This window comes from Streptomyces sp. NPDC002309 (assembly GCF_053593375.1).
Genome location: NZ_JBSFCI010000010.1, coordinates 69,317 through 86,247 on the forward strand (window position 1 = coordinate 69,317; position 16,931 = coordinate 86,247).

Sequence of the window (16,931 nt, forward strand, 5' to 3'; positions counted from 1 at the left end):
CGCGCCGGGGGCCCGCGCCGCCCGCCTCCGGAGCGCTACAGGGCGTCGTCCGGGTCGTCGTCCTGCCGGAGCTCCGTCACGCGTTCCAGGAGGATCGCCTCCCAGGCGTGCGCGAGCCGCGCCCTCAGCTCGGGCAGGGACGACTCACCCCCACCGGCGAGCCGGCCGGCCAGGTCGACGAGGCTGTCGCAACGGGCCAGCCACAGGCCGCGCAGGCAGGGGCGGGCACCGTAACCGGCGAGGGTGGCGGCGCGGACGGCGGCGGGGGCGCCGACGGCGAGGGCGAGGGCGGCGATGTCCTCGGCGGGGTCGCCGAGGACCGCGTCGGCCCAGCCCAGGACGCCGCGGACCCGGCCGTCGGCACTGACCACCAGGTGCGCGCCGGTGAGACCGTGGTGGACGAGCACCGCGTTCCCGCCCTGCGCGGCGAGCTGCGCCGTCGCGGGCAAAGTGAACTGGTGCAGGCGGGCGGCGTCGAACTCGTCGGCCACGGCGAGCCGTTCGGCGGCCTCGGCGGCGGCGGCGCGCAGTCGCTCCAGTGAGCGCGGTTCGGCGTGCGGCACACCGAGGGCCTCCGCCTGCCGCGGGGGCACCTCGCGCAGACCCGTGAGGACTCCCGCGAGGTCGGCCTCGCCGAGGGCGGAGACGTCGTGCCCTGGCGTGGAGCCGCCGGGCACCTTGGCGTCCAGCGTGTAGGCGAGGCCGGGCGCCCACTCGCCGCTGGCCACGCTGGCCGGCACGGCGACGGGGAGGTGCGGGCGGACGAGGTCGCGCAGCCGCAGTTCGCGGCGCCTGCGCACGGCCGCGTCGCGGTCGGGTGCGAGGCGCAGCACGTGGCGGGTGCCGACCCACCACGTGGTGTGGCCGCCGCTCCCGGAGACCGGTCGGACGTCGAGGTCCCCCGCGCCTTCCTCGAGGAGGGAACGGACCAGTCCGCGGACGGTGTCCTCGGTGGGTGTGGGTGCCTGGGTCATGGTGGGACCGTCGTCGCTCGCGTGCGTACAGGGGCTCCTGGGGCGGGTCAGCGCACTATCAGCATCTCCCGGGGCGTGTCGTTGAGGCGACGGCCGCCGTCCTCGGTCACGGTCACGATGTCCTCGATGCGCACTCCGAACCGGCCCGGCAGGTAGATCCCCGGCTCCACGGAGAAGCACATGCCGGGGACCAGGGGCTGTTCCTCGCCCTCGATCATGTACGGCGGTTCGTGGGTGGTGACGCCGATGCCGTGCCCGGTGCGGTGGATGAAGTACTCGCCGTACCCGGCGCCGGCGATGACCGCGCGGGCGGCCCGGTCGACGTCCTGGCACGACGCGCCCGGCCGCACCGCCCAAAAGCCCGCCTCCTGGGCCTCGCGCACGAGGTCGTGCACCGCGCGCTCCTCGTCGCTGGGCTCGCCCACGTGGACCGTACGGGAGGTGTCGGAGCCGTAGCCGTCCCTGAGTCCGCCGAAGTCGAGGACGACCATGTCGCCGCGCCCGATGACCCGGTCGCCGGCCTCGTGGTGCGGATCGGCCCCGTTCGGGCCGGAGGCGACGATGGTGAAGTCGACCTGGGAGTGCCCGAACCGGCGCAGCAGCGCGGCGAGGTCGGCGGCCACGTCGGACTCCCGGCGACCGCCGAAGGGGACGTTCAGGATCTCCTCGAACGTCGCGTCCGCCGCGGCCGCCGCGGCGGCCAGGAGTTCCAGTTCCGCCGCGTCCTTGACGGCGCGCAGCATCGGCAGCGCCTCCGTCAGGGAGGCGTACGACGTGCCGGGCAGCGTCTTCTGCAGGCCGAGCAGATGCATCGCCCAGGCGTTGTCACTGACGCCGAGGCGTCCGCGGGCGCCGAGCAGGCCGGCGGTGAGGGCGTAGGGGTCCTTGCCGTCGGTCCAGTCGCGCAGCGTCAGGGCGGCGGCTCCGGCGGCGCGCGCGGCGTCGGGGGCCTCCAGCGTGGGGACGACGAGGACGGGCTCCCGGTCCGGGGCGAGGACCAGCAAGGTGAGCCGTTCGGTGGCGGCGGGGGGCGCGTAGCCGGTGAGCCACACCATGTCCGGGCCGGGCGCGACCAGCAGCCCCGCGAGCCCGGCGTCGGATGCCGCCCGCACGGCGCGCCGCATCCGGGCCCGGTAGTCGTCTGCCGTGAAGGGCGCGGCCGTACTGCCGGTCAACCCAGTCTCCTCGAGCCGGTGGGGAACCACGGGCAGCATCCTGCCCGCCCGGAGAGGGCGACGCGAGCCAATAGGCGCGGTTCGCCGGAGAACTGGCCCGAGCACCGGTTGTAATGCTTAGATGCTGATAAGTCATTAAGCAGCGCCCCCGGGAGCCCCCGCTTACTCACGCTCGCGCACATCAGCGATCTGCACCTGGACGGGAGCGCGCTGGCGGTGGAGCGGGCCGAGCAGGTGCGCGACCACCTGTGGACGCGCTCCTGGTGACCGCCGACCGTCGACCCCGGCGTGACCTGGACGCTGCGGCTGCCCTGGGAGGGCGAGGGGGCCGCCGACCGGGAGGCGCCGGTCGGGCCCGCCTTCCATGTGCTGGACGACGAGGGACGGCTCACCAGCCACTTCCGCGTGGTCACGTGAGGACGCCGGGCGCCACCGACAACTGCTGGTAGCCACCGCTCTCGTGACGCACCGTCACAAGTACGGCCGCTCCCGGACGCGCCTCGTCGACCGCCCGGACGAGGTCCGCCGCGGACTCGACGGGCTTGCCGTCGAAGGTGAGCAGCACGTCGCCCCGCACCAGGCCCGCCGTGTAGCCGGGGCCCGGGACGTGCACGCCCACCACGAGAGCGCCGGACTTCTCCGCGTCGGTGACCTCGACACCCATGACCATGTCCGCCTCGGGGACCGGCCCGGGGGCCGAGGGCCCGGGGGCTCCCGGACCGGGCGGGGCGGTCGGGCGACCCGGCTCCGGTGCCGAGGGTCCGGGCCGGCTCCGGACCTCTGCGAGCTTGCTCATACCGATCACCGTCGCGGCCACCGTGCCCAGTCCGATGCCGGACAGCACCAGCGCCGTGGCGACGAGCATCCCCGCGAGCAGGGTCGTGAGCCGTCGGCCGCGGCGCCGCGCGGCACGCGGGCGACGGGCGGGATCGGTGCCGGTGCCGCCGGACTCCTGTCCGGGGATCGGCTTGGGACGCAGCGCGGCCTGTTCCATGGTTCGCCTCCGCCGGTTCACTACCCCGCGCACCGGCGCACCACGAGCCTCGAAAGAGTGAGTCGGTGGGCCCTGTTACGTTCTGCGCCATGACCGACCACGCACTGCGCCTGCTCCGCGAGCACCCTCACCTGGCCGCCCTCGCCGCGTTCCCGTTCGGCTTCGAGCTGGGCCGGGCGGCGCACGGCCACGGCGAGCCGGTCCGCCTCGCGTCGGGCGCCGCGATCAAGGTCGTGGCGGGTGACGACACCGGCGGTACCTACTTCGCGTGCGCGGACGGCTCGATGCTGTACGCCGATTCCGAGGGCTCGGCCGGGATCATCGGCGCGACCGTGGACGAGGCGCTGGACACGCTGTTCGGCCTGCCGGGCTGGAGGGGCTGCCTGAGCTTGTCCCCGGACGACGGCGAGGAGGCGGTCCTGGAGCACGTCACGGAGATCGAGGACGAACTCCGCGAGTGCTACGGCATCGACAAGGAGCGGACCGAGCTGCGCGCGGCCCTCGGCTTCCCCGACCGCTCCCCCAACTCGAACTCGTGACCCGGCTGCACACCGCGCTGCTGCGCACCGAGCCCGGGTACCTGCTGCTCGGCGCCGACGACCTCGGCGCCTATGCCCTGTTCGACGCTCACCCCCGGCCGCCCCTGTGGGAGCCGGTCCTCGCGCGCGGCCGCGCCGACCTCGCGCGGCTGCGGTCCGGCGACCGCGCGGTCGGGGACGCGCTCGCCGAGGACGCCGTACGGCGCCGACTCGTCCTGCGTGCCGCGCAGTTCGACCGCACGGACGACGATCTCGCCCTGCTGCGGCCCTTGCTGCGGCACGAGGCGAGCGGGTCGATGACGGACGAACTACGACTGGCCGCCGTACTGGTGGGGCTGCACGGGGACACCGGGGACCTTCCCCTGCTGCACGAGGTCCGGGAGACGGATCTCGACACGGCCTGCGGGCTGGGCGACCTGCCCGGGCGGGAGGCCGGCACTGCCGAGCTGCGCCGCTGGGCACAGGAGCTGGACGACGCCCTGTTCGGCACCGACCCCGCCGACGAACCGGCTGGCACCTGGACGGACCTGGCCATGGACCAGGGCATGACGGAACTCGCGAGGGCCGCGCTGATCCGCGAGCTGGACCGCGTCGTCATGGACCAGGGCGCCCTGCGCCGGCCGGACGACCCCGCCGCGCTGAACACGGCCCCGCTGCATGCCCTCGCCACCGCGTTCGAGCGGCTGGGCGACCTGCCCCAGGCGCTGCGCGCCCAGCGGCTGTACGCCGCGCTCCAGGACACAGCACGGGACCGTGTCTCGGCGCGGCGCACCCAGGCGCGGCTGGAGCGTGAGGCGGGGCAACCGCAGGCGGCGGCAGGTACCTTGGCGACCCTGCGGACCACCCTGGGTGCCCCAGGCGACGACACCCTGCGCCACTGGCGGCAGGTGAACCTCGGCCGTCTCGTCGCCGAGGAGCACTACGCCCTCGCCCGCGCGCTGGACGAGGCCGACCACCCGGAGGAGGCCCGCTCGGTCCTCGCGGCCGGCGACGCGATACTCGGCGAGCTCTCGGAGAACGCCGCGAGGGGCGTCCGGGAGCTCGCCGAGGACACGGCCGCGCAACTGGACGGTCCGCGCGGGATCAGCTGACGGTGACGGGCGGGGACGGGGTGCGGTCCGGCAGGAAGCCGTGGGACCGTCCCTCCAGCCACTCCGCCCGATAGCGGGCGACACCCCTGTGCCAGTTCAGGATGCCCGCCATCCAGTTCCGCAGCGCGGCCACATAGTCGCCCATGCTCTCGCGGTCCTCGGCGGACAGCGCGAAGTCGTCGTACACGAAGGGCAGTTCGGTCGCCGCCACATGCTCGAACTGCCGCATGCGCTGGGTCATCAGGTCGTTCACGATGGTGAGGGCGGTCGGGTAGTCGGCTCCGAAGAAGTTCTGCACCACGAGGACCGCGTTGTGGATCTCGCCCTCGTACTCGATCTCCTTCTGGTAGGAGAAGACGTCGTTGAGGAGGCAGGCGTAGTCGATGGCGGCGTTCTCCAGCGAGCGGACGGGTCCGCTGCGGTAGACCTCCGGCGGGACGTGCGGGCCGTGGCCCATCCGGCACAGGTTGATGGTCAGGTCCGAGCCGAAGGTGGCGCGCCGCATCTCCAGGTAGTCGACGGGATCGGGGACGCGGTGCTGGACCCGGTTCGCCACCTCCCAGACCCAGCTCTCCGTCATCACGTCGACGGACGCCTTCAGCCGGCGGCGCGCCTCCTCGTCCATGGTCGCCGTGGTGCGCCGCCACAGGTCCACGAGGCCGAGCTCCATCGCGTTCGCCGGGACGATCGGCACCGGGCCGTCGAGAGGCATGCAGGCCGAGAGGCGTTCCGTGCAGAGTCTGGCGGCGGCGAGATCGCGGCGGTGCCCGAAGACGAGCGGGTAGTAGTCGTCTCCGTAGGTGCCCCAGGCCAGCCAGCACGCGTTGAGGTCGAGGGCCTCCGGTGTGCCGTCCGGGTCGATGCCCGCCGAGCACAACGCCAGGTCGCTCGCGGCGAGTTTGTCCTCGTCCCAGACGCCTTCGTTGAGAATGCCGACGCTCCGGGCCCAGGGCAGCAGGCGGTCGCGGGCGCCGTCCAGGTCGGGGTTGAGGCGCAGCGGGAACGGCATGTGGATGTCGGGGATCCGGGACGGCCCCACCTTCTGGAACGGCACGTGCGTGTACGCGCGCATCCGCTCGGCACCCGCCGCGGCGAGCAGCGTGCGGATGTCGGTGCCCGAGGTGCCGATCCCGGTGGGGCCACCGCTCCACGGGGTGGTGGCCGTGGCGTTCTCGTTCATGTAGCGGCTGGAGCGCATGTGCCACTCGTGGCCGCCGGACTGCCAGTCCTGGAGGCCCTTGGTGTAGGCGGCGATCGCGGCGAGCGCGTCCGGGGCGAGGCCCTTCTCCAGGGCCAGCGCGGGGACCTCGGTGAGCGCGGTGTGCTCGAACTGGTGCAGCCTGGAGGTCAGGATGTCGTTGACGGCCTCGGCGGCCTCCTGCGTGGTGGAGCCGAAGAAGGTCTCCAGGACGAGCACGCCGTTGCTGAGCTCGCCCTCGTCCTCCACCTCGCGCTGGTAGGAGAACAGGTCGTTGCGCAGATGGACGGCGTCGGAGAACGTCTCCATCAGCACCCTGAGCGGCCGGGAACCGGCCACGGAAGCGGGCACCTCGGCGGCCGCGTACTCGACGAGCCCGGCGGACCAGGGCGCGCCGCCCACCTTGCGGCGCATCTCGATGTACTCGACGGGGTTGGCGATCCGCCCCTCGTTGATGTTGGACAGCTCCCACAGGGACTCGTTCAGCAGATGCTCGGTGGCGACGGCGAACCGGTGACGCCAGTCCAGGGACATCGACGGCACCGTACGCGCCCACAGGTCGGCGAGGCCGGCCTCGACCGGGTTCTCCGGCTCCGGTACGGGCGTCGACAGGTCCAGCGGCATGAACAGCGGCAGCCGGTCGAGATAGGCCTTGCCGCCGGCGCGGTCCTGGCTGCGCTTGAACGTCTCCAGGAAGTGGTCGTCGAAGAAGAACACCCACACGTACCAGTCGGTGACGAGCGAGAGCGCCTCGGCGTCGCAGTCGGGGTGGGTGTAGGCGCAGAGCAGGCCGTAGTCATGGGCGTCGAGGTCGGACTGCTCCCAGATCCCGGACCCCTCCAGCATGCCCATCTCGCGCGCCCACACGGTCGAATGCGCACGAGCCTCGTCCAGATGGGGGTTCCGCCGCGCGGGATACGGCATGTAGAAGTGCGGGAGTTCGAACGGCTGCTGCGTCATGGCCGGGGCCCTACCCGCGGCCCCCCGAGGGCATCCACGAGCGGGGATCTGATCACACCATCGCGTGAATCGAGGCCGAAACCCGGAAATCCCGGCGGACTTCGACGTTCCCGTGCGCGCTCGCGCGCCTGTCCGCCGTCGGGCACCCGATGGGCTGCGCGATCGACCGCCGGCTCGGCGTCGCCCGGCACCGGCTGCGCGCGGTGGTGGGCGTCTCCCCGCGTACCGGACCCGGACGGTCTGCCGACGGCGTCAAGCTCCTCCGCTTCGGCCCGTGCCCGGAGCCGCGTTCACCTGGATCAGCGCATGCGTGCCGCCGGTCCGCCAGCGCTGCCCCTCGGCCGCGACCAGCGCGGCCTCGGTCCCGGCGTCGAGACCGCAGATCACGTCGGACTTGAGGGTGCGCAGGGCGGCGACCGGTCCGGGGAAGTGGTCGGTGAGGTCGGCGAACGGGGTGGTCGGGGGCCAGCGGCGGTCGCCGACGAGGCGACGGTAGTTGAGGTCGCCCTTCACGACGGTCACCGTCGCCTCGGCGAACTCGGCGCGCAGGTCGCCGGGCATCTCGGCGTACGGCAGCGGTCCGCAGGAGAAGGGGTGGGTCCGTACGGTCAGACGGCCGTCGGTCATCGCCGTCCACAGCAGCCGCCCGTACGCGCGGGCCGCGCCCGGCGCGGACGTCAGCCGGCGCAGTGCGTCCAGGACGTCGGCCGGGGTGGCGTCGGAGACGTAGTACGGGTGCGGCTTGACGTGCAGGACGGCACCCTCGACGCGTCCCTCGGCGAGGAGGTGGGCGATGAGGAGCAGATCGGGGACGAGTTCCCGGCCGGCGTTGTCGGCGACCAGGCAGAGGGTGCCCTGACCGGAGGGCGGCAGCAGGGACCACAGGGTCTCGCTGTCGTCGGCGACCAGGCCGGGCGCGGCCTGCGGGGTGTCGCCGCCGGCGGACAGCCGGAAGCCGAGGTCGGCGCGGTTGCCCCAGAGCGAGCCCCGCAGCAGGGCCTGGGCGCGCTCGGCGGCGGGGCGGGACTCCAGCGCGTCGAGCGCGGCGAGTTCCTCGTCGGTCGCGGGGGCGTCGAGCTCGGCGAGCTTGACGGGGCGGAAGGGGTCGATGCCCTGGTCGGGTCCGGGGGCGAAGTAGCCGACGGCTTCGAGGAGCGCGCGGTAGAAGTAGCTCTCCGACCACAGCCAGGGCACGTCGAACCAGGACCGCCCCGCGTAGGCGCCGAGTCCCCACCCGGACCACAGGTCCCCGTCGGGCGCGTCCGCCGGGAGCGGTTCGATCACACCGTCGGTGCAGTCGGTGAGCAGGGTGTCGAGCGCGCGCCGGCGTTCGGGTCCGTACGGCAGGGAATCGCGGACCTGCCGGATGATCGCGGGGTGGCGCTCGGCCAGCACGCTGTGCGGGAAGGAACCGGTCTCGTTGCCGAGGAGCACGGGCGCGGGCGCGGTGTCGGGCATGCGGCTCACCGTACCCCGCGCCGCTCAGACGGCTCTGATCTCCCGTTCCAGCTGCGTGGCGAGACCCAGATAGCGCGGACGTCTGGTCACGGGCACCAGGCCGCGGATGAGGACGTACCACATCTCGGTCAGTCGTCGGGGCAGCCGCAGGACGGGTTCGAGCGTGCGGCCCGTCACGCGTATCCCGACGAAGAAGCTGAGGAGGGAGTGGGCGACGACGTCGACGTCGACGTCCGCGTGGATGTCGCACTCCTTGACGGCTCCGACGAGCCTTCTGGAGACGATGTCGAACCACTCGGTGAAGGGATGCGGCAGGGGTGGCCGCACCCCGACCCCGGCGGTGGCGAGCCGGAGTCCGGCGCGGGCGACCGGTCCCTCCACGGTGAGCCGCACCAGGCCGAAGGTGATGCGGATCAGACCTTCGAGCGACGAGCACCCCCGGTCGTCCGCCTCACGGGCCAGCTGTCGCGAGTGGTGCGACTGGATCTCCATGATGGCGTGCGCCAGATCCTCCTTGGCGGCGAAGTGGAAGTACAGCGCGCCCTTGGTGACTTGGGCGTGTTCCACGATGTCGCTGAGGCTGGTCGACTCGTAGCCGTGACGGTCGAACAGGTCGGCGGCGGCCCTGATGATCGTGGCGCGGGTCTGCTCGGCTCGTAACTGCCTCGCCATCGGCTCGACTCTCCTGGGAATCAAAACGGGTTATGCCGTTTGTTTCTTAACCCCCCGCACACGATATCTCACTCCCCGGCCATGCCGACCCGGCACTCGAACACCGTCAACTCCCCCTGTGTGGCGACGATCCGGAGGTCCGGGGCACCCTCGTCGAACACGTCCACCCATACGGGTTCGTCCAGTTCGGCGTAGCGGTGGAAGCGGGAACGGAAGGAGGCGGGGACCCCCTCTCCGGACGTCCGGACCCGGGCCGCCTGACGGGCGGACTCCAGCAGGAGCATGCCGGGGGCGTGATCGAGGGGATGGTCGAAGAAAACGGGATGCGCGGTATCGATCCTGAGGCGCCAGCGGCCTTCACGGTCGGACGGCGCCAGGACGACGTCGTCCGCCAGCGCGCGGCCGACCGACCGGGGCGGCAGTCCGGGCGGCGGGGGTGGCGCGGCCACGCCCGCCGGGGTGCGGCCGCCGCGGAGCCGGTCGTAGACGGACGCGGAGACGCAGGTGAAGGCGACCCTGGCGGTCGCCACGCGGGCGCCGTCCAGCAGGACTTCTGCGGTGTAGCGGGCGCCGGCCGGCCGGCCCGCGCGTCGGCGCACCTCGGCGAAGTGGACGTCGACGGACGGTTCCGCGGGAACCGGGCCGACGGCCAGGTGTGCGGGAAAGGTCTCCACGTCGAACTCCTGGAGCACGAAGTGATGGCCCAGGGGGACGTCGTACTCGGTGTGCGCGAGGAGGGTGCCGCTCTGGCGGACGGTTTCCACGACGAGCAGCGGTTCGTAGGCGGAGCGGTCGGGCGACACGTGCAACCCGTGGGCTCGTGGCCACTGGGCCGCGACGGAGAAGCGGTCGGCCCCGGTCCTGTTCCAGCCGGTCAGAAAGGTCTCGGCGACGGCGGCGCGATGGACCAACTGGCGCGGCACGGTGGCCGTCAGGGTCGGGGCTTCGGCAAGATGCCGCGCTTGTGGCATGTTTCTCCCTACGGCCCCCCGAAGGGTTCCACGGACGGTGGGGGGTCCGCCGTGGGTGGGGGTCAGATTACGAGGTGACCGGTTTGTTTTCAATGCGATCACTCCGTTGCACCCTATGATCAGGGAAGTTCCGGCACGATCGTGGCGCCAGCGGTATGAACCGGCCAACTGGGCGTCGGAGAGGGTCACTCATGGCGAAACAGGAACGCGCCATCAGGACACGCACGGCGATCCTGGAAGCCGCCGGTGCGGTCTTCGACGAACACGGTTACACCTCCACCACCATCGCCATGGTGCTGGAACGAGCGGAAGTCACCAAAGGGGCGCTGTACTTCCACTTCCCCTCCAAGGAGTCCCTCGCCCAGGCGGTCCTCGACGAGCAGGTGCCCTTCGGGGCGATTCCGCCCCAGGCGTGCAAACTCCAGGAGGTCGTCGACATCACGTTCGTGGTCGGCCAGCGGCTGCTGAGCAACGCCCTGCTCCGGGGCAGCGTGCGGCTGGCGGTGGACCAGTGCGCGCCGCCGGGGGTGGATCACACCGGGCCGTTCCGCCAGTGGGCCGAGCATCTGACGCCGCTGCTCGAACAGGCGAAGGCACGCGGGGAGTTGCTGCCGACGGTGGATCCCCGGGACACGGTGGAGCTGCTGATCGGCTCGTTCACCGGCATACAGCTGATGTCGCGGGCGCTGGCGGGACGGGACGACCTCGGGCGCCGGCTGTCGGTGCTGTGGTCCCACATGCTGCCGAGCATCGCAGTGCCCGGGCTGCTGCTGGGCCTCGACAGCCGCGCCGACCGGGGAGCCCGGGTACTGGCGTCGCTGGAGGCCCGCGTCGCGTCGTGACGCCGCCTCGGAAGGTCAGGCTCCAGCCGTTCAGGCGGCCGGTGTCCTGGGCGGCCGTGTCCTGGACGCGCAGCTTCCACGTACCGTCGGCCGGCTCCGCGGAGGCGTTCACCGTGCGGGTGGTCCGGACGTCGTCCGCGGAGTCCGAGCCGTCGGCGGCCTTCAGACGGTACGTCGAACCGTCCGGGGCGATCAGGTCGACGACCTGGTCGCCCCGGCAGGTGTGGGTGATGTCGTCCAACCGCCCGTCGGAAGACATTCCCGAGCAGGTCGCCCCGGCAGGTGTGGGTGATGTCCACCGCGACCTGGAGGGCGGAGGGCGCGCTGCCGGTGCGGCCGCTGACCGTGACCGGGGACTCGACGGCGGCCCCGGCGTCCGGGACGGCGACGGCCGTGCTGCTGGAGAGGGTCGTACCGGTGGGCGTGCCGGCGGCCACGGTCCGGACCGTGTTCGCGGCGTCCGCGGGACCGGCGCCGCAGCCGCCGGGCAGTGCAAGGGAGTTGACCTTGATCGCCGACTCGGCGCACGGGGAGATCCGCCTCCACGGGGCGGCCCGGAGAACAGGCGTGCCCCGCACGCTCCAGGGCGGTGCGGGGCACGTCGACAACCGCGGTGGTGCCGGGTGCGGCGGGACGGGTCAGCTCAGGCCGACCGACTCCAGCCAGGCCTTGGCCACGTCCAGCGGGTCCTTGTTCTCCAGCTGCACCTGGGCGTCCAGGTCGAGCAGCGTCTTGGTGTCGAGCTTGGCGGAGACCGCGTTGAGGGCGTCGACGCCCTCCGTCGAGAGGCCGCTCTCGTGCACCAGCGGGGTCACGTTCGCGAAGCCGAAGAGGTTCTTCGGGTCCTGGAGGACGACGAACTTCTCCTTGAGGATGGTCGGGTCGGTGGTGAAGATGTCCGCGGCCTGCACGGCGTTCTTCGTCAGCGCCGCCTGGGTCAGCGGGCCACCGGCGTCCAGGGCCTTGAAGGACTTGAACTTCAGGCCGTACTCCTTGTCCAGCCCGACCAGCCCCTGGTGCCGGGTCTGGAACTCCGGCGAGCCGCCGATGACCAGCTCCGGCGCGACGTCCTTGAGGTCGGCCAGCGTGGACTGGGCGCTGAGCTTGTACTTCGCGGCCGTCTCGGCGTTGATGGACACCGAGTCCTTGTCCTCGGCCGGGGACGAGTCCAGCAGCGTCAGTTTGGCGTCCAGCTTGGCCTTGACCTCGGCGTTCACCGCCTCGGCCGACTTCTGCTCGGCCTCGGGGTCGAGGTAGGCCAGCAGTGAGCCGTTGTACTCGGGCAGCACGGTGATGGAGCCGTTCTTCAGCAGGCCGTAGGTGGTCTCGCGGCTGCCGATGTTGGGCTTGTACTCCACCTCTATGCCCTTGGCCTTCAGGGCCTCGCCGTAGATGTCGGCGAGGAGGATGCTCTCGGCGAAGTTGTTGGAGCCGACGACGACGGTCTTGCCGTCGGACGTGCCCTCCGAGAGCGGGTCGGACGTGTCGTCGGAGGACGCGCCACAACCGGCGACCAGCGCCGCCGCGAGGGCGACGGCGACGGCGGCAGCGCCGCGGTGTCTCTTGGTGGACCAGGTGCTCTTCACGGTTGAAGTCACGATTCCCGTTCCGGGATTGGGGATGTGGCGGGGCATGGCGGCGACGTGACCTGCGGGCACTTCGGGCCCACCGCGGACGCGGCACGCACACAGCACGTTCTGATCCAATCCAGCCGGTTCCAGCGTGGTCAAGAGAATTCAGGTCACCAATTGGCGTCAATGGGTGACCATTTGCGGGGCGGATTGTGAAGGAGATGCGTACGAGTTCCGGTCGCCGACGAGCATGTCGTAACTGATTCTTGACTTGGAGTCGCGCGTTCCGGCATCCCGAGAGGCGATAGTCTCACCGGAGTTACTCTCCGATCACAGTGGTGACAAAAGCCACGCCGGTGGCATTGCGAACCGGACGAAAGTCGATCGGAATCCCTAGGCGAACGGACACCCGCGTAGCTTCTCCGCGCGGTGAGACACCCACGAAGGAGGCCCGGTGTCCACGAACGAGGTGGGCGCGCCCTCCCCCGGGCTCTCGGCCTCGCCGGGACAGGGGGAGCCCCCACGGCCGGCGCCGACCCGAGGTGGCATGCGGGGCCTCGCCGACCGCCTGCCGTTCCGCAAGAAGCTCAACATCCTGGTCGGCGTGCCGCTGACCGGAGTCGCGGTACTGCTCACCTACGTCATCTCCGGCCAGGCGACGCTGGCCCGCAGCGCGGCGGACGCCGCCGCCCTGGTCCGGGACAGCGCGCAGGTCGCCGAGCTCGTCGACCGGGTGGAGACCGAGCACCAGCAGGCCATCCTGCTGTCCGTGCGCTACGAGGCCGGCGACAGCAGCGTCAAGCCCTCGCTGACCGCCTACCGTGCCGCGCAGCGGGAGACCGACGCCCAGGTCGAGAAGGTGCGCGCCACGTTCGGCGACCGGCTGCCGGAGACCGAGTGGCAGGCGCTGCGGGAGGTCGACGGGCTCGGGAGCCTGCGCGGCACCATCGAGGAGGGCTATCTGCCCGCCGACAACATCGACCCGGCCTACCACAACGCGGCCAAGGGCCTGATCGACGGCCTCGGCCTGGACCACAACCCCGCCCTCGCGGCCACCTTCACCGGCAACCTGCTGGATTCCCTGCTGCGCGCCGACGCCGCCCACAGCTCCTTCGAGACCAGTGTCTTCTCGGCCACCACCGGGGACTCCAACGCGCTCATCGAGTTCGTCAGCGCCGTCGGCGCCTACGAGCTGTACCAGCACCAGGCCGAGCGGTTCGGACGGTTCGCCACCGAGGAGCAGGCGGCCGAGCTGCGCGGCATCGAGCACAACCCCGCCCAGGCGATCGTCCTGCGGCAGTACGCCGAGCTCCAGATCGACCCGAGCGCGCTGCAGGCCGCGACGCCGAGCGTGACCCGGGCCAAGTTCACGCTCGCCCTGTCCACCTACCCCACCTACCGTCAGCAGTCCGAGAAGCGGCTGGCGATCACCGGCAGGCTCATCGACCAGATCGCCGACCGGGCCGACAGGGCCTCCGACGACGCCTGGCGGAACGCCGCCTGGCTGCTCGGCCTCGCCCTGTCCGGCTTCCTGCTGTGGGGTGCCTTCTCGGTGGCGGTACGCCGTTCCGTGGTCCGGCCGGTGCAGGCGCTCACCGGCGCGGCCCGGCAGGTCGCCGACGTGGCGGGCCGCGAACTCGCGCGCGTGGCCGACGACGACGCCGAGGACGACGCCCCGCCGCGGCTGCGGGAGATCCCCGTCACCGCCCAGGACGAGATCGGCGACCTCGCCGACGCCTTCAACCAGGTGCAGACCACCGCGGCGGCGCTGCTGGAGCGGCAGGTGCTCAGCCGCCGCAACGTCGCCGAGATGTTCGGCAACGTCGGCCGCAGGGTCAGCAACCTCACCACGCGGCAGCTCGCCCTCATCGACGCCGTGGAGCGCGGCGAGACCGACCCCGCGCTGCTCGAACGCCTCTACAGCATCGACCACATCGCGGTCCGGCTGCGCCGCAACGCCGACAGCCTGATGCTGCTCGCCGGCATCCGCGAGACCGCCCTGGCCGGCGGCCCGACCGCGCTCACCAACGTCGTACGGGCCGCGCTCGGCCAGATCGAGGGCTACCAGCGCGTCGAACTGCACGCCGGCACCGAGATCATGGTCGAGCCGGACATCGTCGGCGACCTCACGCTGATGGTCGCCGAACTACTGGAGAACGCCGTGTCGTTCTCGCCCGCGGGCAGTCCCGTCGAGGTGACCGTCCGGACCGTCGACGCGGGGGCGGCCATCACCGTCGCCGACCACGGCCTCGGGATGAGCGCCGAGCGGCTGGACGAGGAGAACGGCCGCCTGATCCGCCGCGAACGCCTCGACCTGGTCCCGACGAAGGTGCTGGGCCTGTTCGTGGTGGGCAGCCTGGCCCGCCGCTGGGAGATCGGCGTGACCCTGTCCCGCACGCCCGGCGGCGGTGTGACGGCCGAGATCGGCATCCCCTCCACGCTGCTGCTGGCGATGAGCGCGATCGCCTCCGGCGTCACGGCGGATCACGGCACCGGTCCGGTCACGGACGGCGAGGCGGCTGCCACGCCGGACGGGCCCGCCGGGGCCGGACCGCGCCCCTCCGCCGCCGAACCGGCCTCGCCCGCCGACGACTCCACCCCGCTCCCCCGCCGGGTCCCCCGGCGTGACCCCGGCGCCGAGGACGGCTCCCCGCTCATCCCCCGGGCCCGTTCCGAGGCCCCCACGGACGGTGCCCGGCCGCTGCGCCGCCGTGTCCGGGGCGCGACGTTGCGGACCACCGCCGCCGAGGCCGGCCGCCCGGCCGCGCCGCGGGCCGCCGCGTCCGCCGACGCAGAGGCCGTGCGCGACGCCCTGGAGGAGTTCGAGGCGGCCGTGGAGCGCGCCCGGCACGACGTCCGGCGCGACGAGGACACGGCAGGCGGTCAGGACGGCGCGGGTGCCCCGCGCGGCACGCACGACAGCGACTCGCAAGACATCAGGCATCTTCCGGAAGGAGCGGAGCAGTGAGCACGTCGACAGGTGGTACTCCGACAGGAGGCGCCACGCCGGAGGAACTGCGGGCCGCCGCAGCCGACTTCACCTGGCTGCTGAACCGTTTCGCTACAGAGACGGCGGGTGTCGTGGACGCCATCGCGGTCTCCTCCGACGGACTGCTGATCGCCGTGGCCCAACTGCGCGAGCGTGCGCACTCCGAGCGGCTCGCGGCGATCGTCTCCGGCCTCACCAGCCTGGCCGCCGGCGCCTCCGGCAACTACGGCCTCGGCGCCCTCAACAAGGTCATCATCGACCTGGAGGGCGGTCACGTCCTGGTCTCCGCGATCGGCAGCGGCGCGGTGCTCGGCGTGGTCGCCGACAAGGAGGCCAAACTGGGCAACATCGCCTACGAGATGACGCTGTTCGCGAACCGGGCGGGCGCCGCGCTCAGCCCGCAGCTCGTGCTCGAACTGAAGAACAGCGTCGGCGCCGGTTCGACGGGCTGAGACCCGTCACCGCCCGGTCGAGGAGGAAGAGACCCCCATGGCGGACGACCTGACGCCTCCGGACCCGGCCGGCCCCGTCCCCGCCGTACGGCCGTTCCTCGTCACCGCCGGCCGGGTGGCGGGCGCGGGTGAGGCCGCGTCCGCCCGGACCGTTCCGGTCGAGACCCAGGTGGTGGCCACCGCCGAGGGGCTCGACGCGCTCGACCTGCTCTCCTTCGAGCGGCACGACATCGTCGCCGCCTGCAGGCAGCCCCAGTCCATCGCGGAGATCGCCGCGTTGCTGCGGCTGCACCTCAACGTCGTCCGGGTCCTCGCCGAGGACCTGCGCACCGCCGGGCAGCTGGCGGTGCACGTGCCGAACGCCGCCGTCACCCATGACGCGTCCGTCCTGCGCAGGGTTATCGATGGCCTCCGCGCCATCCCCGACTCCCGGGGGGTACTCCGTGACACCGACTGAACCACTCGCCGCCGGCCCGGCCGCGCCGAGTGCCGTACGGCCGCCGCTGCCGGTGAAGCTGGTGATCGCGGGCGGCTTCGGCGTGGGCAAGACCACCACGGTCGGTGCCATCTCGGAGATCGAGCCGCTGACCACCGAGGCCGCCATCACGGAGGTCGCGGCCGGGGTGGACGACCTGTCGCACACCCCGCGCAAGACGACCACCACCGTCGCGATGGACTTCGGCTGCATCACGATCGACCCGACGCTGAAGCTGTACCTCTTCGGTACGCCGGGGCAGGACCGGTTCGGCTTCATGTGGGACGACATCGTCGAGGGCGCGATCGGCGCGCTGGTCATCGTCGACACCCGCCGGCTGGACGACTGCTACGCGGCCGTCGACTACTTCGAGCACCGGCAGATCCCGTTCGCGGTGGCGGTCAACGCCTTCGACGGGCGGGTCGAGCACACGCTGGAGGAGGTCCGCTGGGCGCTCGACGTCGCCGAACATGTCCCGGTGGTCGTGTTCGACGCCCGGGAGCGCGGCTCGGTGCGGGACGCGCTGCTCGTCGTGCTGGAGCTGGCGCTGGCCCGCACCGAGGGGTGAGG

General features: G+C 72.4%; 15 protein-coding genes and 2 pseudogenes. 8 read left to right on the forward strand and 9 right to left on the reverse strand.

The window, feature by feature from the left end; translation table 11 throughout:
- Positions 1 to 35 precede the first annotated feature (35 nt).
- Together ACWCPM_RS11275 and ACWCPM_RS11280 are read right to left on the reverse strand one after the other, a co-directional pair.
- Entirely contained in the window at positions 36 to 974 is a 939-nt protein-coding gene (locus ACWCPM_RS11275; RefSeq protein WP_450975885.1) for an aminoglycoside phosphotransferase family protein, read from the reverse strand.
- 47 nt (positions 975 to 1,021) lie between these two features.
- The gene (locus tag ACWCPM_RS11280; protein WP_450975886.1) at positions 1,022 to 2,149 is read right to left on the reverse strand and encodes an aminopeptidase P family protein; all 1,128 of its coding nucleotides are present in this window, start codon (positions 2,147 to 2,149) and stop codon (positions 1,022 to 1,024) included.
- Positions 2,150 to 2,416: 267 nt separating this feature from the next.
- On the opposite strand from ACWCPM_RS11280, the pseudogene ACWCPM_RS11285 reads away from it, so the two are divergent.
- Positions 2,417 to 2,566: pseudogene (locus ACWCPM_RS11285) on the forward strand (phosphodiesterase); the annotation flags it as partial.
- On the opposite strand, the gene ACWCPM_RS11290 reads toward ACWCPM_RS11285, so the two are convergent.
- Positions 2,559 to 3,143 (reverse strand): PDZ domain-containing protein, encoded by a 585-nt coding sequence (locus tag ACWCPM_RS11290; protein WP_450975887.1) that lies wholly within the window; start codon positions 3,141 to 3,143, stop codon positions 2,559 to 2,561. The pseudogene ACWCPM_RS11285 and the gene ACWCPM_RS11290 sit on opposite strands and share 8 nt — an antisense overlap.
- An 89-nt stretch (positions 3,144 to 3,232) precedes the next feature.
- On the opposite strand from ACWCPM_RS11290, the gene ACWCPM_RS11295 reads away from it, so the two are divergent.
- Both ACWCPM_RS11295 and ACWCPM_RS11300 read left to right on the forward strand, forming a co-directional pair.
- The gene (locus tag ACWCPM_RS11295; protein ID WP_450975888.1) at positions 3,233 to 3,682 is read left to right on the forward strand and encodes a hypothetical protein; all 450 of its coding nucleotides are present in this window, start codon (positions 3,233 to 3,235) and stop codon (positions 3,680 to 3,682) included.
- Entirely contained in the window at positions 3,679 to 4,773 is a 1,095-nt protein-coding gene (locus ACWCPM_RS11300) for a hypothetical protein (protein WP_450975889.1), read from the forward strand. The genes ACWCPM_RS11295 and ACWCPM_RS11300 overlap by 4 nt, the downstream gene beginning before the upstream one ends.
- On the opposite strand, the gene cyc2 is transcribed toward ACWCPM_RS11300, so the two are convergent.
- The 4 genes from cyc2 to ACWCPM_RS11320 all read right to left on the reverse strand — a co-directional run bounded on the left by cyc2 (position 4,766) and on the right by ACWCPM_RS11320 (position 10,032).
- Entirely contained in the window at positions 4,766 to 6,931 is a 2,166-nt protein-coding gene (gene cyc2, locus ACWCPM_RS11305) for a germacradienol/geosmin synthase Cyc2 (protein ID WP_450975890.1), read from the reverse strand. The two genes, ACWCPM_RS11300 and cyc2, sit on opposite strands and share 8 nt — an antisense overlap.
- A gap of 252 nt (positions 6,932 to 7,183) precedes the next feature.
- Positions 7,184 to 8,389 (reverse strand): damage-control phosphatase ARMT1 family protein, encoded by a 1,206-nt coding sequence (locus tag ACWCPM_RS11310; protein WP_450975891.1) that lies wholly within the window; start codon positions 8,387 to 8,389, stop codon positions 7,184 to 7,186.
- Between the two features lie 24 nt (positions 8,390 to 8,413).
- On the reverse strand, positions 8,414 to 9,061 hold the full coding sequence (locus tag ACWCPM_RS11315) for a ScbR family autoregulator-binding transcription factor (RefSeq protein ID WP_450975892.1): 648 nt from the start codon (positions 9,059 to 9,061) through the stop codon (positions 8,414 to 8,416).
- A 68-nt stretch (positions 9,062 to 9,129) separates the two neighbouring features.
- Positions 9,130 to 10,032 (reverse strand): ScbA/BarX family gamma-butyrolactone biosynthesis protein, encoded by a 903-nt coding sequence (locus ACWCPM_RS11320; protein ID WP_450975893.1) that lies wholly within the window; start codon positions 10,030 to 10,032, stop codon positions 9,130 to 9,132.
- Between the two features lie 191 nt (positions 10,033 to 10,223).
- Here ACWCPM_RS11320 and ACWCPM_RS11325 point away from each other — a divergent pair, with 191 nt between their 5' ends.
- Complete coding sequence (locus ACWCPM_RS11325) at positions 10,224 to 10,874, forward strand: ScbR family autoregulator-binding transcription factor (protein WP_450975894.1); 651 nt, start codon at positions 10,224 to 10,226, stop codon at positions 10,872 to 10,874.
- Positions 10,875 to 10,884: 10 nt separating this feature from the next.
- Here ACWCPM_RS11325 and ACWCPM_RS11330 read toward each other — a convergent pair.
- Positions 10,885 to 11,395: pseudogene (locus ACWCPM_RS11330) on the reverse strand (proprotein convertase P-domain-containing protein); the annotation flags it as partial.
- 117 nt (positions 11,396 to 11,512) lie between these two features.
- Positions 11,513 to 12,472 (reverse strand): ABC transporter substrate-binding protein, encoded by a 960-nt coding sequence (locus tag ACWCPM_RS11335; RefSeq protein WP_450975895.1) that lies wholly within the window; start codon positions 12,470 to 12,472, stop codon positions 11,513 to 11,515.
- Between the two features lie 427 nt (positions 12,473 to 12,899).
- On the opposite strand from ACWCPM_RS11335, the gene ACWCPM_RS11340 reads away from it, so the two are divergent.
- The 4 genes from ACWCPM_RS11340 to ACWCPM_RS11355 are packed head-to-tail and all read left to right on the forward strand — an operon-like array spanning position 12,900 to position 16,929.
- Positions 12,900 to 15,413 (forward strand): ATP-binding protein, encoded by a 2,514-nt coding sequence (locus ACWCPM_RS11340; RefSeq protein WP_450975896.1) that lies wholly within the window; start codon positions 12,900 to 12,902, stop codon positions 15,411 to 15,413.
- The gene (locus ACWCPM_RS11345; protein WP_450975897.1) at positions 15,410 to 15,886 is read left to right on the forward strand and encodes a roadblock/LC7 domain-containing protein; all 477 of its coding nucleotides are present in this window, start codon (positions 15,410 to 15,412) and stop codon (positions 15,884 to 15,886) included. Before ACWCPM_RS11340 ends, ACWCPM_RS11345 begins: the two co-directional genes overlap by 4 nt.
- 37 nt (positions 15,887 to 15,923) lie before the next feature.
- The gene (locus ACWCPM_RS11350; protein ID WP_450975898.1) at positions 15,924 to 16,343 is read left to right on the forward strand and encodes a DUF742 domain-containing protein; all 420 of its coding nucleotides are present in this window, start codon (positions 15,924 to 15,926) and stop codon (positions 16,341 to 16,343) included.
- Positions 16,330 to 16,929 carry a GTP-binding protein gene (locus tag ACWCPM_RS11355; RefSeq protein ID WP_450975899.1) on the forward strand — a complete coding sequence of 200 codons (600 nt, stop codon included), beginning with the start codon at positions 16,330 to 16,332 and terminating at the stop codon, positions 16,927 to 16,929. Before ACWCPM_RS11350 ends, ACWCPM_RS11355 begins: the two co-directional genes overlap by 14 nt.
- The last annotated feature ends 2 nt before the right edge of the window (positions 16,930 to 16,931 follow it).

Coding starts and splice junctions, on each gene's coding strand:
- ACWCPM_RS11275 (WP_450975885.1), bottom strand. CDS start 974: ATGACCCAGGCACCCACACCCACCGAGGACACCGTCCGCGGACTGGTC.
- ACWCPM_RS11290 (WP_450975887.1), bottom strand. CDS start 3,143: ATGGAACAGGCCGCGCTGCGTCCCAAGCCGATCCCCGGACAGGAGTCC.
- ACWCPM_RS11295 (WP_450975888.1), top strand. CDS start 3,233: ATGACCGACCACGCACTGCGCCTGCTCCGCGAGCACCCTCACCTGGCC.
- cyc2 (WP_450975890.1), bottom strand. CDS start 6,931: ATGACGCAGCAGCCGTTCGAACTCCCGCACTTCTACATGCCGTATCCC.
- ACWCPM_RS11310 (WP_450975891.1), bottom strand. CDS start 8,389: ATGCCCGACACCGCGCCCGCGCCCGTGCTCCTCGGCAACGAGACCGGT.
- ACWCPM_RS11315 (WP_450975892.1), bottom strand. CDS start 9,061: ATGGCGAGGCAGTTACGAGCCGAGCAGACCCGCGCCACGATCATCAGG.
- ACWCPM_RS11320 (WP_450975893.1), bottom strand. CDS start 10,032: ATGCCACAAGCGCGGCATCTTGCCGAAGCCCCGACCCTGACGGCCACC.
- ACWCPM_RS11325 (WP_450975894.1), top strand. CDS start 10,224: ATGGCGAAACAGGAACGCGCCATCAGGACACGCACGGCGATCCTGGAA.
- ACWCPM_RS11350 (WP_450975898.1), top strand. CDS start 15,924: ATGGCGGACGACCTGACGCCTCCGGACCCGGCCGGCCCCGTCCCCGCC.